Raw genomic sequence first — 20,631 nt, 5'->3', positions numbered from 1 at the left:
CCGCTAACGAAAGGATAATCCATTCAAACCAATTGCCAATCCTTTTGGCGCGCACCGATTCATAAGGTGAAACACCGGCGACTCCAAAATAGCGTTTCCAGTCACTCAAGGCCATTTGATTAGACCAAGTCTTGCTCTAATCCCATCGCCTGCCTTGCAAACCAGCGCTTGACCGGAGGCAGATGATCCATTGACACTAGCCCTAAGTTTCTGGCAAGCACCATCGGTTTTATTGAAGGTGCGAACAAATGAATCAGGCTGTCGCTAAAGCCTATTACCCGGTCATGATCTTTGGTACGGGCATTCGCATACCTTTCTAACATTATCAATGCTCCTGGATCGCGGCCTTGATCCGATTGTTTTTCAAGGCATTTAGCCAAGCTCATGACGTCACGCAACCCAAGATTAAATCCTTGCCCTGCTACAGGATGCAGTTGATGGGCGGCATTGCCGATCACCGCCACACGCTCGGCAAAAAGACGCTCAGCCTGAATCCGGCGCAAGGGAAAACTGCGCACTGGCGCTGCAAGTTCCAAGCGTCCAAGCTTCCAGCCAAATGTATTTTGCAACTGGGATAAAAATTCTTCTTCAGAGCAACTAGTTAATGCTTTTGCTTGTTGATGGGTACGCGTCCAAATCACGGCACACCGGGATTTTAGCAAAGGTAACAAGGCTAATGGTCCGGCATTGGTGAATCGCTCATAAGCGAAATAGGAATGAAATTTTTCCGTAACAACGGTCGTCACAAGCGCGGTTTGCTGATAATCGTATTCTTTTTGGCCAATGCCTACCCATTCCCGGATTTTCGATTGGCCGCCATCAGCGGCTACCAACAATCTCGCACTGTAGGTTTCTTGCTTACCCGCACAATCCACGTCAATGTCTATGTGACTTGCGTGATGATGTAAATCGATAGCCTTGGCTGGGCAAATAGTCTCTACCGACTTTTGCCGGCAAGCTTCAATGACGGCATTCTCTAATATTCGGGCCGGTATTACATAGCCAAAAGCTTCCACATCAAAATCGTTGGCATCCAAGCGCGTTTTGCCAAAATAACCTTTATCTGAAACATGAATTTGCCGAATAGGGGTTGCTTTATCCTTGACTAGCGCCCAAATCCCTAGTTTTTCGAAGATTGTTGCCGATCCTTTCGATAAGGCTAACGCTCTATCGCCTGCTGGAGAGTTTCGGCGCTGCTCGATGGTCACAGATTCCACCATGGCCACCCGTAACCCTGTCGGCGCAAGAGCTAATGCGAGACTGCCGCCTGCCAAACCACCACCGACAATGAGGACATCATAGGTTTTCACGGGCTTGCTCCATTAATGCTTCAATGGCATCTACAGTTTTTGGCGCGGCTTCGGTAAGCACTTCGCAACCGGTTTCTGTTACCAGTACATCATCTTCAATTCGTACCCCGATGCCACGCCACCTTTTTGTCACTTGTTTACAATTTTTAGCTATATAAAGACCGGGTTCAATCGTTAGTACCATGCCGGGTTGCAGTTCCCGCCATTGATCATCAATTTTGTAGTCGCCCACGTCGTGAACATCCATGCCCAACCAGTGACCGGTGCGGTGCATGTAAAAGTCCTTATAAGCTCCTTTTTTTATCAGGCGTGAAGGGCGGCCTTCCAAAAATCCCAATTTAATTAGCCCTTTGGTCAATACCTTAACCGCCGTTTCATGGGGCACATTCCAATGATTGCCAGGTTTGACTTGTTCAATGGCGGCCAATTGAGCTTCCAAAACCAATTCATAGATGGCCCTTTGCGGCCCACTGAAACGCCCATTGACCGGGAAAGTCCGGGTAATATCGGCAGCGTAATAATCATATTCCGCCCCCGCATCAATCAGCAGCAGATCGCCATCTTGCAAAATATCGTTATTTTCCGTGTAGTGCAGGGTACAGGCATTGGCACCACCGGCGACAATGGAAGGATAAGCAGGAAAACGGGCGCCCTGGCGCATAAACTCGTGGATAATGGTGGCCTCAACTTGATATTCATAGAGCCCTGGCGTGGTTGTCTTCATTGCCAGAATATGGGCCTGGGTGGAAATGTCCGTCGCTCTTTTCATGGCTTGTAGTTCTTCCGCTGATTTAATCAGGCGCATTTCATGGAGAACCCGGTCGAGATCGATAAATTCTTCCGGCGCTCTCACACCTGAACGGGCTTGACGCTTGACCTCATTCACCCATTTAAACAGCCTTTGATCAAGCTCTGAATCTCTCCCCAAGCCGCAATGAACTCTCTCCCGGCCAAGAAGAAGTTCGGGCATTTTTTCATCGAGTTCTTCAATGGAAAAAGCCTGCTCGGCACCATATTGTTTTTGCGCACCCTTGAGACCGGCGTGAGCGCCTTCCCAAAGGGCTTTCTTTTCATCATATTCATGACAAAAAAGCACATAGTCGCCTTTTTTCCGGCCGGGTAAAAAAACCGCCACTGCTTCAGGTTCCGGGAAACCCGTTAAATAGTAGAAGTCACTGTTTTGACGGAAGGGATATTCCACATCACGATTGCGGGGACAGGGGCGGGAAGCCCAGAGTATGGCAGCCTCATTCTCATCAAGACGATCCAGGAATTCCGCCCGGCGGCGGGCAAATACCTCAGTTTCCACAGGGTTTTTCCTGCCTTTTGTTGAGCTCATTTTCCGTATATAACAATTGCGCCGCCACTCTGAGAAATTCCACTAACTCGAAATAAGCCTGCTCTACTGCTTCCCCCCCGTTTTCAGCCTCCAATTGAGCGATTGATTGAATATCCCGCAAAATTTCTTGAGCCTGTTTGGAGTGCTTTTTTTCTCCCCCAAGCCCTATCCCAAAAAGAAATCCTTGGCACCAATCAGCTAAATGGCTGGCTCTTTCTCGCAATGGCATCTCATCATCCGGCAGTAACAACTCAAAGCCCAGCTCGTCACTGCTCAAATCTATTTGCACCTTTTTCAAAGTGTCACTCAAAAGACGTGCAAACTCCGGCGTCCACTGGGCGGACGCCTGCCCCAGCATCTCTTGTAACGCTTGTTGGGGTGTAAAACGAGCACTGGAACTGAGCAGTCCAGTCAACAAGCCGTGAATTTCGGCAGGGGTGGCTGAAATTTTCTGGGCCTTCAATATTTCGCTAAATGGCAAATAAGCGCTGCTTTCCGATTTATCCATGTGCCGGCCGCCTAGCATAGTAGTTTTCTTATGCTAACATTCAATCAAGATTGTTTGAAACATAGCCTTTATGAAACCGACTCAGAACCAATCTAGCGCTGATCCGGAAAAGGATCTGGAACTCCTGGCAGACACTATAAGGCGACTAACCACCCTTTGCCTAAAATTACAAAGGGAAAATCAGCAGTTAAAGCAGGAAAATAATCAACTACTGTCAGAACAAGAACGAGTCCTGTCCCAAACCAGCGCCGCAAAAAAGCGCGTGGAAACCATGCTGGAAAGGCTACAAGCGTTAAGCCCCCAAACATGAGTAATTCAACTTATACCGAACAAATCGAAATCCAACTCCTGGGCCGGACTTACAAATTGGCTTGCAGCGCCGAGGAAAAAGAAACCCTGCAACAGGCCGCCGATCTTCTGGGCAATGAAATGCGGGAAATCCGTGAACAAAGCCGCACTTTTGGGTCGGAACGGATTGCCATCATGGCGGCTTTGAATATTGCCCACGAGTTAGTGCGGATAAACGCCCAGCACAACCAACTCAAAGACAAATTATCCCAAAACATTCAACAACTGCACCTCAAAGCCAGTGCTGTTCTGGCTGAAATGGATTGAATTTAACATCTTGTCGGTCATTCTGACATTCAAAATAAGCGCAAAAGCACACCAGGTCCACGACATCTGAATATGTAAAGGATTGATGAAAAGGGCAGGTGGTCTGATTCGAAAGCCTCGCCGGCAAGGAGGCCGGCGTGGAGCTTACAGGGGAGAGCCGGACCGAAAGTCCAGTGGACTTTCGCAGCCAGCGAGCGCCCGAACAGGGATGTTTGGGCAGGGCTTTCTTGCACAGCAGGATTGCGCAGCAAGAAAGTATTCACGGTGTTTTTCGAATCAGACCACCTGCCCCGGCAATAAATGACGAAACCCTGAAAAGCACACATGGCGACCTAGCCAAATCCTAAACTTGGTGTAGAATTAAACATAAGTATCCCCTGCAGCGTTCGAGAGGTTCTGGGTTACTTCTTGAGCCTAATTCCAAACCCCGGGAGCAGGTGCGTTGGTGATGGTGAGCATGTCCACCTTGAGTGGAAAGCCTGATTCACCACCCAAGTTCCCACTTGAACCATTCGGTTCAAGAGCGAAAGGACTTCACGGCGCAGGCGGGGGATACTGCTTTTAATTTCTTGATTTTTTCCTCCAATGAATTACCCATCAAATCTCCAGTTCTGGTTGATGAAATCAGAACCCTCTGTATTCGGTATTGACAACTTGGCTGCCTGCCCAAAGCAAACCACCCATTGGGATGGGGTTCGCAATTATCAGGCACGGAATATGATGCGCGATCAAATGAAACCAGGGGATTTGGCTTTTTTTTATCACTCCAATTGTAAAGAACCGGGGATTGTCGGAGTGATGGAGGTTGTTCGGGAAGGCTATCCCGATTTCACTGCTTTTGATCCCGACAGCCAGTATTTTGATCCCAAAAGCAGCCCGGATAAACCACGCTGGTTCATGGTGGATGTAAAATTAGTCGGCAAATTCGATCGGACGATTTCTCTGAGTGAACTGAAATCCTATCCTGAACTGGAAGGCTTCAAACTACTCCAACGCGGTAACCGCCTTTCGGTTATGCCGGTGGAATCACAGCACTGGGATTTCATTTCAAAGTTGGCAAAGCTGATTCCCACCCAAAAATAACTGATAAGCGGGATTTTCGGTTTCCTCTTGATAGGCAAATCCAACGCTGTCCATAAATTGTTTAAAGGATTTGCGTTCATCCTTGGGCACTTGAACTCCCACCAGTACCCTCCCCGTGGCCGCGCCGTGACTTCGGTAATGAAACAAGCTGATATTCCAGCGCCCGCCCATCGCTGTCAAGAATTTGAGCAAAGCACCCGGGCGTTCGGGAAATTCCACCCGGAAAATAATTTCATCGAGTAATTTGGGCGGATGTCCGCCTACCATGTAACGAATGTGTTCCTTGGCCAATTCGTTACTGCTCATATCCAGCACCGGAAAACCCGCATTTTTCAGGTCTTGGATGAGGATGTCTTTTTCTTCTTGATTGGTAATCTTGATACCGGTGAAAACCTGGGCTTCCCGTTCGTCAAAGAACCGATAATTGAATTCGGTAATCCCGCGTAATCCCAGAGCGCGGCAAAAGCTTAAAAAACTTCCCGGACGTTCCGGGATGGTGACCGTCAGCAGTGCTTCTTTATGCTCTCCCAGCTCAGTGCGTTCCGCCACATATCGAAGCCGCTCAAAATTCATGTTGGCGCCGCTCTCGATAGCGATCAGGCAAGCCTGGGTTGTACCCGTGTCTTCCACATATTTTTTTATCCCGGCCACAGCCAGAGCGCCGGCAGGTTCTACAATGGAACGAGTATCTTCGAAAATATCCTTGATGGCGGCGCAGATTTCATCGGTCGAGACGCAAATCACCTCATCCACCCATTGCCTGGCCAAGCGAAAAGGTTCCTTGCCTATTTGCCTGACCGCCACGCCATCGGCAAAAATACCCACATGTTCCAATATCACTCGCCTTTTGGCCTTTAAGGCATGAAAAAGGCTTGCAGCATCCTCAGGCTCCACGCCAATAATTTTGATTTGGGGATAGAGGAATTTCACATAAGCCGCAATCCCGGCAATCAACCCGCCGCCACCCACCGGGACAAAGATGCCATGAATCGGGTCCGTGTATTGACGCAGAATCTCCATGGCAATCGTACCCTGGCCAGCAATCACATCCTGGTCATCATAGGGGTGAATAAACGCCAGACCTTTTTCCTTGGCCAAAGTAAGCGCGTGGTCACAGGCGCTGTCATAACTATCGCCGAACAATTCAATTTCAGCGCTCAACCGCTTCACCGCCGCGACTTTAATTTCTGGCGTAGTCACTGGCATGACGATTAATGCCCTGATACCCAATTTTGCCGCCGCCAAGGCAACCCCTTGGGCGTGATTGCCTGCCGAGGCGGCTATCACGCCTTTTTCCCGCTCTGAAGGCGTCAAGTGGCAAATTTTGTTATACGCCCCCCTGAGCTTGAATGAAAAGACCGGTTGCAAATCCTCGCGCTTTAAATACACGCTATTGTGCAAACGGGAAGATAAATTAGGCGCAAAATCAAGCGGGGTTTCTTTTGCGACATCGTAAACCCTAGCCCGGAGGATGCTTTCAATATATTTCGTTATCATAATCGTTGCCAGCTTGCGTCAGAGACCGATATTATCTCTGGGTAAAACCTGGTTTCACAAACCGCCATCGTTATGGACTCTCCAAATGAGATGGCAACAAAAAACTAAACAGAATCGAAAAAGCCTATAAAACCTAAGGAGACCCGCATGACACCTGATGATTTAAAACGACAAGCCGCTGAAGCCGCCATTGAATATGTTCGCGGCGTTCCCATTATTGGCGTAGGTACTGGTTCCACCGTCAATCATTTCATCGATTTTCTGGCTGATTTCAAAGCAGAAATCGAAGGCGCGGTATCGAGTTCGGAAATGAGCACCGAGCGGCTTAAAAAATTGGGCATTCCAGTGCTGGACCTCAATGCTGTTGGGGATCTGGAAGTTTATGTGGACGGCGCCGATGAAATCAATCCCAGATTGCAGTTAATCAAGGGTGGTGGTGGCGCATTGACCCGGGAAAAAATCATCGCCGCCGCAAGTAAAAAATTCGTTTGCATCGCCGATGAAGGCAAATGCGTCGATATCTTGGGTAAATTCCCTTTGCCCATCGAAGTGATTCCCATGGCCCGCAGCTTTGTTTCCAGGCAAATGGTGAAATTAGGCGGTCAACCGGAATGGCGGGAGAACTACAGTACTGATAATGGCAACGAAATCATCGATGTCCACAATCTGTCCATCATGGAACCCATTGAAATGGAGAAAACCATCAATAACATCCCCGGTGTCGTCACTGTAGGTATTTTCGCCTTACGCCCGGCTGATGTAGTGCTGGTAGGAACTGAAAGCGGCGTCGAAACTTTAACGGTTTAATGTGAATTGGAGCCCGCAATTGAGCGGGCTTATTTTACTTCCCTCAGTGTTTATGCGCCGGTGCGGCAGTGGCAGGATTGCCAGTCACAGGACCGCGCATTTCCATTTCCCTCTTGGTTTTTTCTATCAACTCTTGACGCAATTTAGCAAAAGCTTCATCCAAAGACCGTTCCATCACCACCACATTGCCCATGGAAACAATCACCCGTGTCAATTGAGGGATTTTGGTTTCCGCCTCAGAGATCAAATACACGGGTTGGACATATAACACAGAATGTCCCACAGGAAGAACAATAATCCGTCCCCGCTTCACCACTGAGCCGCGTTGATCCCATAAAGTAAACTCTGCGGAAACCTCCGGATCCTGATCGATCAAAGCATTGATTTGGGCCGGTCCATCCACTTGAATTTCCTTTTTGAATTTATATACCACCAGTTCTGGTTGATAGGGAGATTCTTGCAGATCCCGAACACCAGCAATGGCCAAGGCACTGAGATTATCCCGGCCAATCGGAGTCATGGGGCTAATTTGGACAAATGGCTGTAAATGGGGATGGGATTTTTCCACCAATTGCACCGTCAGGTAATAGGGTTTTTTGGGGACATCTTTCTCTTTGGCGAAATCCCAGGTTTCGGCCTGTTGATAAAAAAGTTCTGGTTCCAGTTGGTGATATTTGGCATAAATTTGCATTTGTAGCTTAAAAAAATCCCGGGGGTAGCGAAGCTGGGCCTGCAAATCCCTGGGCATGGTTCTGATGGATTGAAATACGCCAGGAAATGCCCGGGAATAAGCCCGAATAATAGGATCGTTGGGATCGGAAATATAAAAATCCACGTGGCCGTCGTAAGCATCCACAACAATCTTGACGGAATTTCTGATGTAATTGATCTCCATCAAGCTTTCTGACTGACCACTGGCAGAGAGCACCATCGGCTTGGAGACCGGATACCAGTCGGATGTGGTATAGCCGTCGATGACCCAGTAAAGCCTGTCAGCCGTCACCACAACGTAAGGATCGCTATCGATGTGAATATACGGCACCAACTCCTGTACCCGCTCCAAAATATTGCGGCGGATACGCAGTCGGCTTTCCTCACTGATATTGATGGAGAAAAAGATTTTAGGATCTTTAAAATAAACGGCGGAAATAAGCTTGCGAAATAAGGATTTAATTTCAACACCGCCACCGCCATGATATTTAGCGGGATTAATTTGAGTTCCAGCAACTTCGGCCACTTCCAGTTCATTGGGAACAATGACATAGTCCAGATTTTCTTGGCCGTAATAAATATCCGGGGTTTCGATTTTGAATCCCACTGGGGAATATAGGGTCAGGTCACGAATGTACCATTCCATGGGACGGTCCCCTTTTTGGGCTGCCGGCGTCATCACTACGCCAAACCCATGGGTATAACGCAAGTGCTGGTTTTCCCAGGTTTCCGCTGCCTCCCTTGGGAGATTGGTCAAGTTAATCTCGCGTGCAGCCAGGTTGACCTGCTGTACGCGTCCCTGGATGGTATAACGGGCCACATCCACGGGACTGAACCGGTAGTACGGTCTGAGGCCTTGCAGTTGTTGATATACGTCATAAAGAAAATTCTCGTCCCACACTGGAATATTAGTGATGTAATCTTGAGCACTTTCCCCAATATCCTCCTCTGGCCTCAAGCTGATTTGGAAATTGACTGTAGAAACTTCGTCCAAATTGTAAGCGTGAAGGGTGGCCTCAATGTTGTTCTTCATGAACACGCCTTCGGTAGTGACTGGATTGGCCTTGACGATGTATTGCTCCAACAAGGCTGGAATAAGCTCGACATAACGAAGGCCTTGCACTACCACAAATACACAAAAGAAAATGAGCCCTAACCACATCCCTTTTCTTTTGTGTGCATAAAAAATGGCACTGAATGCCGCGCCCAAAAAGGTAAAAAGCGCCAGCCAGATTAAGGGTAAAAGATAACGGATCTCTACAAATCCTGGACCAAAGAATACGGGTTCGTGGCGGCTGACATATAAAAGCTCAAAGCGTTGGAGCATAAACCCCCAACCAATAATCAGTACCATTAAAACCGCTTGAATCGTTAGATGAATTTTGGCACCGGAAGGAAACGCTTGTTTTCTTTGTGGGATGATTTTATGTTCGACCCAATACAACAGTGCCGTTGCCACTAATAAAATGGCAAACGTAATCATTAGACCCCTTTGAATGATAAAATATATGGGCAAATCAAAAAGATAAAAGCTGACATCCAAGCCATAGACCGGATCATCTATTTGCGCAGCCGGTCCAAAAAAATAGAGTAGGCCCATCTGCCATTGCTTATAAAAAGGCACCGCAATGATTATGGCCAAGACCAATGACAGTGGTGTATACACCTCCATCGCCCCGGTCTGGAATTTGCGGATGATGGAGGGTTGCGATTGGCGGCCTGACTGAAAGCCTAAAAATCCCGAAGCAACCCAAAAATTGAGAAAGAAAATGGCAAAGAAAAAGAGGGTCACCAAGCCTGACAGAATGTAACGGTAGAGAAGCTTAAGCCAGAAATAACCACCAAAATCCAGGGAATTAAACCACCATAAATCAATCAGGAAATGGCTGAGCAGTAATCCCCCGATTAACAGAAGTAAACCGAGAGTAACAATCCCTGCTCCAGTGATAATTGCTAGCTTTTTCCAGTTCCGCATGGCTTCCTCTTATTTTTGCCGTAATCTGTCTATTAGGAAGGGAGTCAAAGTCGTTTAAGATAATACGTAGGAAAGGTTGATACAAGAACAAGTCGTTTAGTTCAACCATTCTTGGCGTAACCTGTTCAATACATTGACCGCGAACAAGCTCTTGAAAGGTGAATCGGGAAATAGCCACGCAGTAAAATCCACTGCAGCATTGAAAGGTAATGACAGCGCTAATCCAGGTGCCGATGGACTGGAATGGCCAGATTATCTATAAGGGGTGATGAAGAATCCATTCTCTTGCCCGTTTTCCCGCAAACAAACTATGGAGATTTGAAGAAACAAACCCCCGATAGTTTGATTTTGCCGGCACGTCCTTGTGCTGTAGAAAGTCTGAAATGAATTAGACTTTGCTTAATTAATGAGCATGTCCGTGGGACAGCTCTTCTTCGGTGGCGTCTCTGACCTCGGCGATATCCACCGAAAAATGAAGAGTTTGGCCGGCAAGGGGGTGATTACCATCCACCACGACTTCGTCGTCTTTCACTTCAACAACAGTCAACACCTGCATTCCAGAAGGGGTTTGAGCTTGAAATTGCATGCCAGGCTCAATCTTGTCCACACCTTCAAAAGCCGCTTTAGGAACAGACTGTATTAAAGATTCGTTACGTGCGCCATAGGCTTCTTCGGGAGCGATGCTGACATCCACATGTTCCCCGCTATCCTTGCCAGCCAATGCTTTTTCCAGACCAGGAATGATGTTACCCGCGCCATGTAGATAGGTGAGCGGATCACGGCCAGTGGAAGAATCGATGACTTCGCCAGCGTCGTTTTTTAGGGTGTAGTGGATAGAAACAACTTTATTTTCAGATACTTGCATAAATCTATAGCCTTAAAGGAATTCTGCTAAAACGTTAATGATAGCTTCATTGACTCAAAAAAGATAATTTTTGTTCAATTTAGAATAAAACGTTTCAAACCTTGTGGATAAATAGCAATATTTTTGTGGATATTTTATTTTCCCATTTTATCCACAATTCATTCGCACTTTCACACAGTGTTCCAAACAAGAAAAATTAAACATAAATTATTGTTTTATATAGTAAAATTAAGATTATACAGCAAAAAACCTTCCGTAGTAACAAAGATAATCTTCTTTCTTAAAAAACTTCTATGTTAATTAAGTTGTGAAATTAATCTTTGTAATTGTTTATGGTTGCTTTTACGGCCATAACGCAACGCTAAATATTCGGAGGTGATTTGCCGAATCAATGTTGCCTGATCAGGACAGAGAGCAGCGGCCTTGTCAGCAAAGCAAGAAGGGGATTGTGAAGGCGTTTTGGAAATTCCTCGTTTGGATAATTTGGCTAAAAATCGCTGATACAGCCGCTGAACAGGATCCACCCTAGAATGCTGGCGAAGCAAAAACCAAGCAATCAATAACATTGAGATAATTGCTACCACCGCAACCGTCAAAAGAGATTTCCAGTACTGCAACCATTGCCACAATTGTTGTTGATGATCCGTATCAAACCCCAAAACCCAACGGTGCCAACTGTGGTTGAGTGTGGACCAAAGGGTCAAAACGCTATACCGCATTTTTCGCCAGAAGTCAGAGCTAGCTGAAAAGCGCTTTGAGATGCCATCGGTATTTCTAAAATGCAAATATTCCGCCAGACCCGGCACGGGCATATTCAGCGCCTGTTCCATGTAGGCAGGCGCTACCATTTGAGTTGGATCGAAACGGGTCCAGCCCTTGCCCGATATCCAAATTTCCGCCCATGCATGGGCATTGGCTTGATAGACTTCGATAAAATTTCCCACCGGATTGAAATATCCCCCCATATACCCTCCGACAACCCGGGCGGGTATGCCTGATGCCCGCATCAGATATACAAAAGCAGCGGCGTAGTGTTCACAAAAACCTTGCCGGGTTTCAAATAAAAAACGTTCAATGAAATTGTGATGTAACGGCGTAGGATTGAGCGTATAAACAAAACCGTTGCGGCGGAAGAAACCCATGGCTGCCTTAGCGATCTCCAGGTCCTTTTTGCTTTGCTGTTTCCATTGAGCCAACAATGATTGCACTTTTTGGGAAGGCGGAAATGGCAACTGTAACGCCAATTGCCTTTCTTCGGCGGTTAAAGGGGGGAATTGATAGCTTTCATAGGACTTCAGAGTATAAAGAACGCGCTCGTCAATCGCTTTTCGGGCTCGCAGCGTCCAATCCTGGGTTAATACCGCGATTTTTGGAACACTGGCAGGTATGCCCAATGAAAATAACCAATTTTGATTATGGGGTTCCAACGTTACCGTGTATTGATATTCCCGTCCTTTTCCTTGAGGATGACGGTTGAATGCCAATACTTGATTATCCGGCAACGGTAGCCAACGCCTGCCATCGAAACGCCAAAAAACCTGAGCTCGCCAATAACGTTGGGAGGGAGGCGGTAAATCGCCTAGAAACTCCACCCGGAAGGCAACTTCCGAAGATTGGGACAGCCGGCTGATGGCTCCAGGTTCCATAAAGTCACTCAAGCCAGTTTTTGCCTGACCACTTGTCAGGGGCAGGCTCCAGAAAGGCCCGGGCAAGCGGGGAAAAAACAGGAACAGGATCAACATCAACGGTAAAGCCGGCAGGAATAGCCAAACTGCGGTGTTTAGCGCTGATTTCAAACGAGTGCGATGGCTGTTTTGCAGAATTAAAACGGCGGATAAGAATAAAGTTGAAAGAATGGCGTAGCCCGCCATCCATAGGGACTGATCAAATAAAAATTGGGTCAGCGTTACAAACCACGACAGAAAAACCGCAATGTAAAAATCCCGGCGTTGTTTCAACTCCAATAACTTCAATCCCAGGCCGGTGATTAAAAGCCCGATGCTGGTTTCCAGGGTGAAATTACCACGGCTGATTAACAAGACGGCTGCTGCGCTCAGTAAGGTCAACAGGATTAACCCGAGGCGGGAGGGTAGCCGTTTGGGATAAGAGACGGCAGTCCAGCACCACCCCCAAAACAAAGTGAAAATGGCAAGATGCAGCCAGAGTAGATGAAATATATGCGGGAGAATCACCCCCATCAGGACGAAAAGAAAAAAACGGGTATTTGCAATTTCGTGGAGCATATAACCCGACTTCGTCCCGGGTTTTACATACCTCAATTGACGGGACGGGGAAACTGGCATGATGACACTAGCCATGGGGGTATACCGCCAATAATTGCAAACAAGCGTGAAGGTGGTTTTTTCCTTGATCGGGAGGCAAGGAAGCCAGCGGCATGGTTAAACCATAACGCTTTCCGCTTTGCTCCGCTTCCAAAAGCCAACGGCATAGTTGGCTCAACCGGGCTTCGGTATCTTTTCCCGGCACCTTCTGCCAATCCAGCCAAAGGTCTTCATTGGGCTCCGGTTCGTCTTGAAATTGCTTGCTGTGAAGTCCTTGGCCTTTGGCAAGGCCTTTCCAATGAATTTGCTTGAGAGAATCGCCGGGTTGATAGGTTTTAAAACCCTCGAAATCGCGGTCGGTAGCCTCCCGGGATTGCCGGCGGTTTTTTTGGTTATGAGGCAAAGGCAGGGAATTGGCTGCTGGTTTAGGATACACCCACCATTCCAGATCAAAGTTCAGCGGCGCCCAGGCTCGAAATAGACCCAAGGGGTAAACCGTCGCCAGGGTGACGGTACCCACTTTGAATTTGCCGCGCCGATGGCTGGATAAAGGTATTTGGATCATCCGAGTATCATTGGAATCGAAGGATACTTGCTGGGAATTAGCCAGGTAGTGAGTGACAGTGATGGCTTCCCGCCGCCGGGGGGAAGGATTATTTATGGTGAGCGTAAACAATGCCTTCTCACCGGCAAAAACCGGGTTGATGGTTTCCGGGTGGATCTTAAGCTCTACCAATTGGCGATAGGCATGAATAATGGATACCATGCCCATGCTTGCCAGCAGGTAGGCAAGAATATAGCCCAGGTTATTGTTATAGTTGGCTGAAGTCAGCCATAGTAAAAGTAACAATAAAAAAAATCCCAACCCTGCCCGGGTGGGCAGGATAAAAATCCGGCGATGATTGAGGGTGATGGTTTCCCGCCCGTAACGCTCGCCTCGCAGGAAGCGTTGAATATTGAAACGTTGACGCAAGGTCAGGGAAGAGGCCACAAATACGTTTAAGGAATGGGTACGTGATTCAACAAGGGTTGGATACAATTGTCCAAATCCACGATTCCAGTGGCCGATTGCAGTCTGTGAGCCGCGACCGGCGCTAAAATGGCCTGGACATCTTCAGGGTACACACTGTTGCGTCCTTGCATATAGGCCCAGGCTTTGGCGGCTTGCAACAGAGACAGTCCCGCCCGGGGAGAAAGTCCCAGCGGATATTCCGGCGATTGCCGGCTGTATTCCAGCAAATCCTGAACATAATCCAGCAAAGGGGCGGAAACATAAATGGTCTGGACTTGTCTTTGCATGGCAATCAATTGATCGGGCGTCATGCAGGCAGGCTGATTTTGCAGCAATTGATGACGGGACTCTCCTTTGAGTAAAGCTCTTTCTGCCTGGCGGTCTGGATATCCCAGGGAAATCCGCATCAAAAACCGGTCTAATTGAGATTCCGGCAGCGGAAAGGTACCGGTCTGATGGACTGGATTTTGGGTGGCGATGACGAAGAAGGGCTGCGGCAGTGGATGGGTGTGTCCTTCAATACTGACCTGATATTCCTCCATGGCTTCCAGCAGCGCGCTTTGGGTCTTGGGGGATGCGCGGTTGATTTCATCGGCCAGCACCACTTGGTTGAAAATGGGGCCGGGATGAAAGGTAAAGGAATTGGTCTGACTATCGAAGATCATGGCGCCCAGGATATCGGCGGGCAACAGATCGCTGGTGAACTGGACTCTTTGGTAACTCAATCCCAACAATTTGGCCAAGGTATGAGACAGGGTGGTTTTACCGACACCGGGAATATCCTCAATCAATAGATGGCCCCGGGCCAGCAGGCAGCAAACCGCCAGTTCAATTTGCCGGCGCTTGCCTAATATGATTTGTGAGGCAGTATCCAGGAGATGTCTTAGGGTGTCTTCCACGGTGGCGCTGTATAATGTTTTTTCAATAATGATTTTCAAGCTTAGTTCATACCATGGAATTTGAGCAAACTTTCGATGTCATTGTCGTTGGCGGTGGCCATGCAGGTACGGAGGCGGCCTTGGCCGCGGCCCGCAGCGGCGCTAAAACGTTGCTTCTGACCCAGAATATTGAAACCTTGGGACAAATGAGCTGTAACCCGGCGATTGGCGGCATTGGCAAAGGGCATTTGGTCAAGGAGATTGACGCCTTGGGTGGGGTGATGGCTCAGGCCATCGATCACGCCGGGATTCAATTCCGCATTCTTAATGCTTCCAAGGGACCGGCGGTGCGTGCCACCCGGGCCCAGGCCGACCGGCTTTTATACAAGAAAATGATCCGTCAGGCGCTGGAAAACCAGCCTAATTTGTGTCTCTTTCAGCAATCGGTTTCCGATTTGATGGTGGAAAATTACCGTGCCGCCGGGGTGGTGACACAAATGGGGCTACGTTTTCGCGCCCGTTGTGTGGTTTTGACAGTCGGTACATTTCTTGGCGGCGTGATTCATATTGGTCCAGCGAACTATCAGGGTGGGCGCGCCGGAGATAGTCCTTCCAACGCGCTGGCAGAGAGATTGCGGGCGCTGGATTTTCAAGTAGGCAGGCTCAAGACCGGTACGCCACCACGGCTTGATGGGCGCAGCCTGGATTACAGCGTCATGGAACCACAACCGGGGGATGAACCGGTGCCGGTGTTTTCTTTTTTGGGAAAGCCGGAACATCATCCCCGGCAGGTATCTTGTTACATCACCCGGACCAACCGCCGGACCCACGAGATTATCCGTGGCAGTCTGGACCGCTCCCCCATGTTCACGGGCGCCATTGAAGGAACAGGACCCCGTTATTGCCCTTCCATTGAAGATAAAGTAGTGCGGTTTGCCGAGCGCGAGTCCCATCAAATTTTTGTGGAACCGGAAGGCCTGGAAACCCACGAGGTTTATCCCAACGGGGTCTCCACCAGCCTGCCTTTCGACACGCAAATGGCATTCATTCGTTCGATTCCAGGCTTTGAAAAAGCCCACATCACCCGTCCGGGGTACGCTATCGAATACGACTATTTCGATCCCAGGGGACTCAAGCCGAGTTTGGAAACAAAGGCCATGGAAAATCTGTTTTTTGCCGGGCAGATCAATGGCACGACCGGTTACGAAGAAGCCGCCGCCCAGGGTTTGATTGCCGGTCTCAACGCGGCCCGCAAGGCCAGGGATCTGGAACCTTGGTGGCCGAGACGGGATGAAGCCTATATCGGCGTCATGATTGATGATTTGACTACCCGCGGAACCTTGGAACCCTACCGCATGTTTACCAGCCGGGCGGAATACCGTTTGCTGCTGCGGGAGGATAATGCCGATCTGCGCTTGACGGAAAAGGGGCGTGAATTGGGATTGGTGGATGACCAGAGATGGGCGGCATTCCAACGCAAGCAAGAAGCGATTGAAGCGTTACAAAAACAACTGGAAACTACCTGGATCAGAACTTCCGACTCCGCTGCAGAAAAGTTGTCGGAATTTTTGAAGAATCCGCTTCAGCGGGAAGCCAATTTAGCGGAATTGTTGCGCCGTCCGGAAGTAACCGTAAATCAACTGCTGGCTTTGGGATTGCTGGCCGACGATGACTCGGATGACAAGGTTTTGGAACAGGTGGAAATTCAAGCCAAGTATTCGGGGTATATCCAGCGCCAGCAAACGGAAATCGAACGCACCCGCCGCTATGAAGCGCTGCCTTTGCCGGAGAACATGAACTATCAAGACGTATCGGGGCTGTCTCAAGAAGTCAGGGAAAAATTGACGGCGCTAAAACCAGTCACTTTAGGCCAGGCAGCCAGAATTCCCGGCGTTACGCCAGCGGCGGTTTCTCTGTTGCTGGTTCATTTGAAAAAGAAAAGTGCATGATCTCTATTGATCAGGAACTGATATCCGGCTTGAAAGCGTTGTCCCTGGAGCCAGCGCCGGAGAGAATGGAAAAGCTTGAGCAGTTGTTTGGGCTCCTTCAACGCTGGAACAAGGTTTTCAACTTGACGACCGTGACGGACCAGAAAGGATTTGTTACGCTTCACATTCTCGATAGTCTGACTGTTCGCCCTTTTTTGCATGGAAACAGAATTTTGGATGTGGGAACCGGCGCGGGTTTTCCGGGACTTCCTCTGGCGATTTTCGAACCGGAACAGAAATTTGTCCTGTTGGATGCCTCAGCAAAGAAAATCCGCTTTGTCCGCCAGGCCGCGCTCGAATTAAAGCTAAGTCATGTGGAAGCGATTCAATCCCGGGTGGAACAATTCCAACCCAAGGAAAAATTTGATACGGTGGTTACCCGCGCATTTGCACAAGTGGCGGTTGGTTTTGACCGTTGCCGTCATTTAATCAAGCCGGGAGGCAAATTTATTGCGATGAAGGGAAAGCATCCCAAAACAGAACTGGAAACCTTGGCGATGGCGAATTACCAGGTCAAACCCGTGACCGTGCCGGGACTGGAAGCAGAGCGCCATCTTGTGGAAATTGAAGCTCCTTGTACCCCATGACGAAAATTATTGCGGTGGCCAATCAAAAAGGCGGCGTTGGCAAAACCACGACCAGCGTTAATTTGGCCGCCTCCCTGGCGCTGACGAAGCGTAAGGTATTATTGGTGGACATTGATCCCCAGGGAAATGCCACCATGGGATGCGGCGTGGACAAAGAATCGGTGAAGTTAAACTGCTGTGATTTGCTTCTGGAGGAAGCGGAAACAGAAGAGGTTATTTTGTCGCTGAAGGATTTCAACTTTGATATTATTCCGGCAAATTCGGATCTGACGGCGGCGGAAGTGGCATTGATGACCGCCGACAAGCGGGAAAGAAGATTGGCCCAAGCCTTGTCAGCAGTGAAGGAAAACTATCAATACATTTTGATTGATTGCCCACCCTCCCTGAATATGCTGACTTTGAACGCCATGGTTGCCGCCCACGGTGTGCTGATACCGATGCAATGCGAATACTATGCTCTGGAAGGATTATCCGCCTTGATGGAAACATTGGCCAATATCCGCAAAACGGTGAATCCGAAATTATCGTTGGTAGGTTTACTGCGCACCATGTACGATCCGAGAAGCCGCTTGACCAAAGACGTTTCAGATCAGCTACAGGGCCATTTTGCTGACAAATTGCTTCGCACCTGCATTCCCCGGAATATCCGTCTTGCGGAAGCGCCAAGCCATGGGTTGCCAGTGATTCATTACGATAAATCCTCTCGCGGCGCCCAGGCATATCTGGCCTTGGCCAGTGAATTGGTGCGCCGGGATGAGGTTGTGATGGAGAATACTCATGGCAATTAAAAAGCGGGGACTGGGCCGTGGATTGGATGCCCTGCTGGGAGACGCAGCTACGACTCCGGTCACGCCCACCCAAACCCTGCCCCTCAATAAAATCGAGCCTGGGCGCTATCAACCCCGTAAAGACCTGGATTTGGACAAGTTACAGGAACTGGCTGATTCCATCAAAGCCCACGGCGTGGTTCAACCCATTGTCGTGCGCGCCAAGGGCACGGATGAATTTGAATTGATTGCCGGAGAAAGGCGTTGGCGGGCCGCCCACATTGCCGGTTTGAGTGAAATTCCGGTAGTCATTCGGGAAATGGACGACCGCGTCGCATTGGCGGTGGCGCTAATCGAAAATATCCAGCGGGAAGATCTAAACCCCTTGGAACAAGCAGAATCTCTGTGTCGCTTGCTGGAAGAATTCGACATGACCCATCAACAGCTGGCGGAAGCGGTAGGGAAATCCAGAGCTTCCATTACCAATTTACTCCGGCTTTTGGAATTACAGCCGAAAGTTAAAAAGCTGTTACAGGAAGGACGGATTGAAATGGGCCATGCCCGGGCGCTTTTGGGGCTGGTGGGAGAAAAGCAGGTAGAAGCTGCTTTAAAAGTTGCCGATGGCAAGATGACAGTCAGGGCGACGGAACAACTGGTTAGAAAATATCAGCAATCCTCTTCTCCGGTGCTGCCTAAAACCCAACGATTAGATCCAGATATTCAGCGGCTGCAGGAAGACCTTTCCAGCAAATTAGGTGCTAGAGTGACAATCCGTCACAGTAAAAGCGGCAAGGGTAAACTGTTGATTGATTATAGTGATCTGGACCAGTTGGAAGGGTTGCTGGCAAGAATTCGCTAATCCTGCTGGAAAACGAAAAGGCGCTCGAAAGCTCCGAGCGCCTTTTTTTCGGCCTAGTTCGCGTTTGAAGCCTTCGTAGAAGATGCGCCATAGATATCTTTAATCACGTCTTCCATGACGGATTTCATTAAAGGATCATTGAGTCCCAGGGCTTCAGAATCCGAAGACGATGTTCCCAATGTTTTTTTGACCGTAGAGATAGTCTCCGATGAGGCTCTTTGGTTGGTGGCAGCCGAATTTTGGGTGATAGATATCGTTTCCCGAATCGTGGATGGATTTTCGGAGGGTTTGAACCAAAAAACTACCAACAACAATACAGCCAAGCTTAACCCCGTGACAAAGTAGGGCCACTTATCAGAGAAAAGCTTTTTAGTATTTTTTACAGCTTTGCTAACAAAGGCTTTGAAACGGTTAATGGCAGATAGGTTTTTACTGGTTACAGATTCAGGGTTGACCAGTTTTTCTTCATAGATAGCGGTTCTTTCATCGGCAACACCGGGGGGCGCAAAAGCAGGTTTGAGGCCGGTTTGATGTAACTCAGGATCCCCAGAGCCATCCCCCGGGCCTACAACCAATTGTTTCTCTTCTTCTTTCTTGATTTCCTTATAGGTTGCCAGGGCTTCCTGGTGTCCCAGTCCTTCATTAAGCAGCTCACTAATGACAGTCATGGCATCTTCAATGGTAACTTCATTTTTACCTTCTACCGCACTGCTTAGTAATAGCCTGTTACAGGCTAAATTGATAAGCCTGGGAACACCGCCACTGAATTCCTGAATCAAGGGATAAACTTCAGGCCTGATAATGGGGTTATTTCTATGCCATCCCACCTTCTTCAATCGGTGTTTGATATAGGCTTCGGTTTCATTCAGTTCTAGTGGGTCTAAGTGGGTAGTGGCTACTACCCGTTGTCTAAGTTGTTCGAGTACGGGCCATTGGATCAAATCCCGCAACCCCTCTTGTCCAACCAGGAAAATTTGGATTAAAGGTTTATTATCCATTTGCATATTGGTAAGCAAACGGAGTTCTTCCAAGGCAAGCAGAGAAAAATCCTGCGCTTCATCGACAATCAACAATGTTTGCAGATTTTTCTTATGTTGCTGCACAAGAAAATCTGAAAGACGTTCGACAATTTGTGGTTTACTCAAACCCTCTACCTTCAGTTCAAAAGATAAGGCAACGGTTCGTAGAACGTCATCAGGCAGTTGAAGGGTGTTAGTGATGGCGCAGGCTTTGATATTGTTCCGGTCGAGACTGTTGATGAGATCATGAATCAACGTGGTCTTTCCGGTGCCCGGATTCCCTGTGACAATGACAAACCCTTCCGCGCAGTCCAAGGCATATTGCATGTAGGCTTTCGCTTTTTCATAGCTGCGATGGGGAAAACAGAAACTAGGATCAGGCGTCAAGCGAAAAGGTTCTGCGGAAAATCGATAGAATTTTTTGTACATGATTCTCTAACCTACGTTGTAGTTGGGTGCGTTATATCTAGCCGAGTGAATTTAAGAGCTAAGCTAAGATTTGAGGATGTCTTATAGCCTTATCGTATGC

General features: G+C 48.5%; 18 protein-coding genes, 1 other RNA gene and 1 pseudogene (1 of these 20 running past the window's edge). 9 read left to right on the top strand and 11 right to left on the bottom strand.

What is annotated here, in order from left to right; genetic code table 11:
• The 4 genes in view from AXA67_00665 to AXA67_00650 are tightly spaced (at most 4 nt apart) and all read right to left on the bottom strand, a layout consistent with a single transcriptional unit that may run on beyond the window.
• Positions 1 to 115, bottom strand: partial view of a hypothetical protein gene (locus AXA67_00665; protein ID KXJ41348.1) — the beginning only. 725 nt of this gene lie to the left of the window's left edge; only the first 115 of its 840 coding nucleotides appear in the window; the start codon lies at positions 113 to 115; its stop codon lies off the left edge, out of view.
• A 4-nt stretch (positions 116 to 119) separates the two neighbouring features.
• The gene (locus AXA67_00660) at positions 120 to 1,310 is read right to left on the bottom strand and encodes a hypothetical protein (protein ID KXJ41347.1); all 1,191 of its coding nucleotides are present in this window, start codon (positions 1,308 to 1,310) and stop codon (positions 120 to 122) included.
• A complete protein-coding gene (locus tag AXA67_00655) occupies positions 1,297 to 2,619 on the bottom strand; it encodes a Xaa-Pro aminopeptidase (protein KXJ41346.1) in 1,323 nt (440 codons plus the stop codon). Before AXA67_00655 ends, AXA67_00660 begins: the two co-directional genes overlap by 14 nt.
• On the bottom strand, positions 2,609 to 3,175 hold the full coding sequence (locus AXA67_00650) for a hypothetical protein (GenBank protein ID KXJ41345.1): 567 nt from the start codon (positions 3,173 to 3,175) through the stop codon (positions 2,609 to 2,611). The genes AXA67_00655 and AXA67_00650 overlap by 11 nt, the downstream gene beginning before the upstream one ends.
• Before the next feature lie 52 nt (positions 3,176 to 3,227).
• On the opposite strand from AXA67_00650, the gene AXA67_00645 reads away from it, so the two are divergent.
• From AXA67_00645 to AXA67_00630, 4 genes are all read left to right on the top strand, one after another.
• Positions 3,228 to 3,467, top strand: coding sequence for a hypothetical protein (locus AXA67_00645; GenBank protein ID KXJ41344.1), 240 nt, complete (start codon positions 3,228 to 3,230; stop codon positions 3,465 to 3,467).
• Positions 3,464 to 3,772 carry a hypothetical protein gene (locus AXA67_00640; GenBank protein ID KXJ41343.1) on the top strand — a complete coding sequence of 103 codons (309 nt, stop codon included), beginning with the start codon at positions 3,464 to 3,466 and terminating at the stop codon, positions 3,770 to 3,772. Before AXA67_00645 ends, AXA67_00640 begins: the two co-directional genes overlap by 4 nt.
• A 371-nt stretch (positions 3,773 to 4,143) precedes the next feature.
• Positions 4,144 to 4,328, top strand: a non-coding RNA gene (gene ssrS, locus AXA67_00635) — 6S RNA.
• A 29-nt stretch (positions 4,329 to 4,357) separates the two neighbouring features.
• The gene (locus AXA67_00630) at positions 4,358 to 4,855 is read left to right on the top strand and encodes an EVE domain-containing protein (protein ID KXJ41342.1); all 498 of its coding nucleotides are present in this window, start codon (positions 4,358 to 4,360) and stop codon (positions 4,853 to 4,855) included.
• On the opposite strand, the gene AXA67_00625 is transcribed toward AXA67_00630, so the two are convergent.
• Positions 4,820 to 6,352, bottom strand: coding sequence for a threonine ammonia-lyase (locus AXA67_00625; protein ID KXJ41341.1), 1,533 nt, complete (start codon positions 6,350 to 6,352; stop codon positions 4,820 to 4,822). The genes AXA67_00630 and AXA67_00625 overlap by 36 nt on opposite strands.
• Positions 6,353 to 6,499: 147 nt before the next feature.
• On the opposite strand from AXA67_00625, the gene AXA67_00620 reads away from it, so the two are divergent.
• Positions 6,500 to 7,159: a ribose-5-phosphate isomerase gene (locus AXA67_00620; GenBank protein ID KXJ41340.1), complete on the top strand. Its 660-nt coding sequence runs from the start codon at positions 6,500 to 6,502 to the stop codon at positions 7,157 to 7,159.
• 121 nt (positions 7,160 to 7,280) lie between these two features.
• Here the strand turns inward: AXA67_00620 and AXA67_00615 are convergent.
• The 5 genes and pseudogenes from AXA67_00615 to AXA67_00595 form a co-directional block, all read right to left on the bottom strand.
• Positions 7,281 to 9,845 (bottom strand): annotated as a pseudogene (locus tag AXA67_00615) (hypothetical protein).
• A 403-nt stretch (positions 9,846 to 10,248) separates the two neighbouring features.
• Positions 10,249 to 10,710 (bottom strand): peptidylprolyl isomerase, encoded by a 462-nt coding sequence (locus AXA67_00610; GenBank protein ID KXJ41339.1) that lies wholly within the window; start codon positions 10,708 to 10,710, stop codon positions 10,249 to 10,251.
• 296 nt (positions 10,711 to 11,006) lie between these two features.
• A complete protein-coding gene (locus AXA67_00605; protein ID KXJ41338.1) occupies positions 11,007 to 12,953 on the bottom strand; it encodes a hypothetical protein in 1,947 nt (648 codons plus the stop codon).
• A 67-nt stretch (positions 12,954 to 13,020) separates the two neighbouring features.
• Positions 13,021 to 13,983, bottom strand: coding sequence for a hypothetical protein (locus tag AXA67_00600; GenBank protein KXJ41337.1), 963 nt, complete (start codon positions 13,981 to 13,983; stop codon positions 13,021 to 13,023).
• Between the two features lie 8 nt (positions 13,984 to 13,991).
• Positions 13,992 to 14,903, bottom strand: a complete 912-nt coding sequence (locus AXA67_00595) for an AAA family ATPase (protein KXJ41355.1) — start codon at positions 14,901 to 14,903, stop codon at positions 13,992 to 13,994.
• Positions 14,904 to 14,956: 53 nt separating this feature from the next.
• On the opposite strand from AXA67_00595, the gene gidA reads away from it, so the two are divergent.
• The 4 genes from gidA to AXA67_00575 are packed head-to-tail and all read left to right on the top strand — an operon-like array spanning position 14,957 to position 19,083.
• Entirely contained in the window at positions 14,957 to 16,831 is a 1,875-nt protein-coding gene (gene gidA, locus AXA67_00590) for a tRNA uridine(34) 5-carboxymethylaminomethyl synthesis enzyme MnmG (GenBank protein ID KXJ41336.1), read from the top strand.
• Complete coding sequence (locus AXA67_00585; protein ID KXJ41335.1) at positions 16,828 to 17,457, top strand: hypothetical protein; 630 nt, start codon at positions 16,828 to 16,830, stop codon at positions 17,455 to 17,457. The genes gidA and AXA67_00585 overlap by 4 nt, the downstream gene beginning before the upstream one ends.
• A complete protein-coding gene (locus AXA67_00580; protein ID KXJ41334.1) occupies positions 17,454 to 18,245 on the top strand; it encodes a chromosome partitioning protein in 792 nt (263 codons plus the stop codon). The genes AXA67_00585 and AXA67_00580 overlap by 4 nt, the downstream gene beginning before the upstream one ends.
• Positions 18,235 to 19,083 carry a chromosome partitioning protein ParB gene (locus AXA67_00575; GenBank protein ID KXJ41333.1) on the top strand — a complete coding sequence of 283 codons (849 nt, stop codon included), beginning with the start codon at positions 18,235 to 18,237 and terminating at the stop codon, positions 19,081 to 19,083. The genes AXA67_00580 and AXA67_00575 overlap by 11 nt, the downstream gene beginning before the upstream one ends.
• A gap of 53 nt (positions 19,084 to 19,136) precedes the next feature.
• Here the strand turns inward: AXA67_00575 and AXA67_00570 are convergent, their stop codons facing one another.
• Entirely contained in the window at positions 19,137 to 20,531 is a 1,395-nt protein-coding gene (locus AXA67_00570; protein KXJ41332.1) for a hypothetical protein, read from the bottom strand.
• Positions 20,532 to 20,631 lie beyond the last annotated feature (100 nt).

The organism is Methylothermaceae bacteria B42, from assembly GCA_001566965.1.
In the GTDB taxonomy this organism is placed as follows: Bacteria; Pseudomonadota; Gammaproteobacteria; order Methylococcales; family Methylothermaceae; genus Methylohalobius.
Note: the sequence above shows the minus strand (reverse complement) of the source record. Positions and strands in the feature narration are given on the sequence as shown.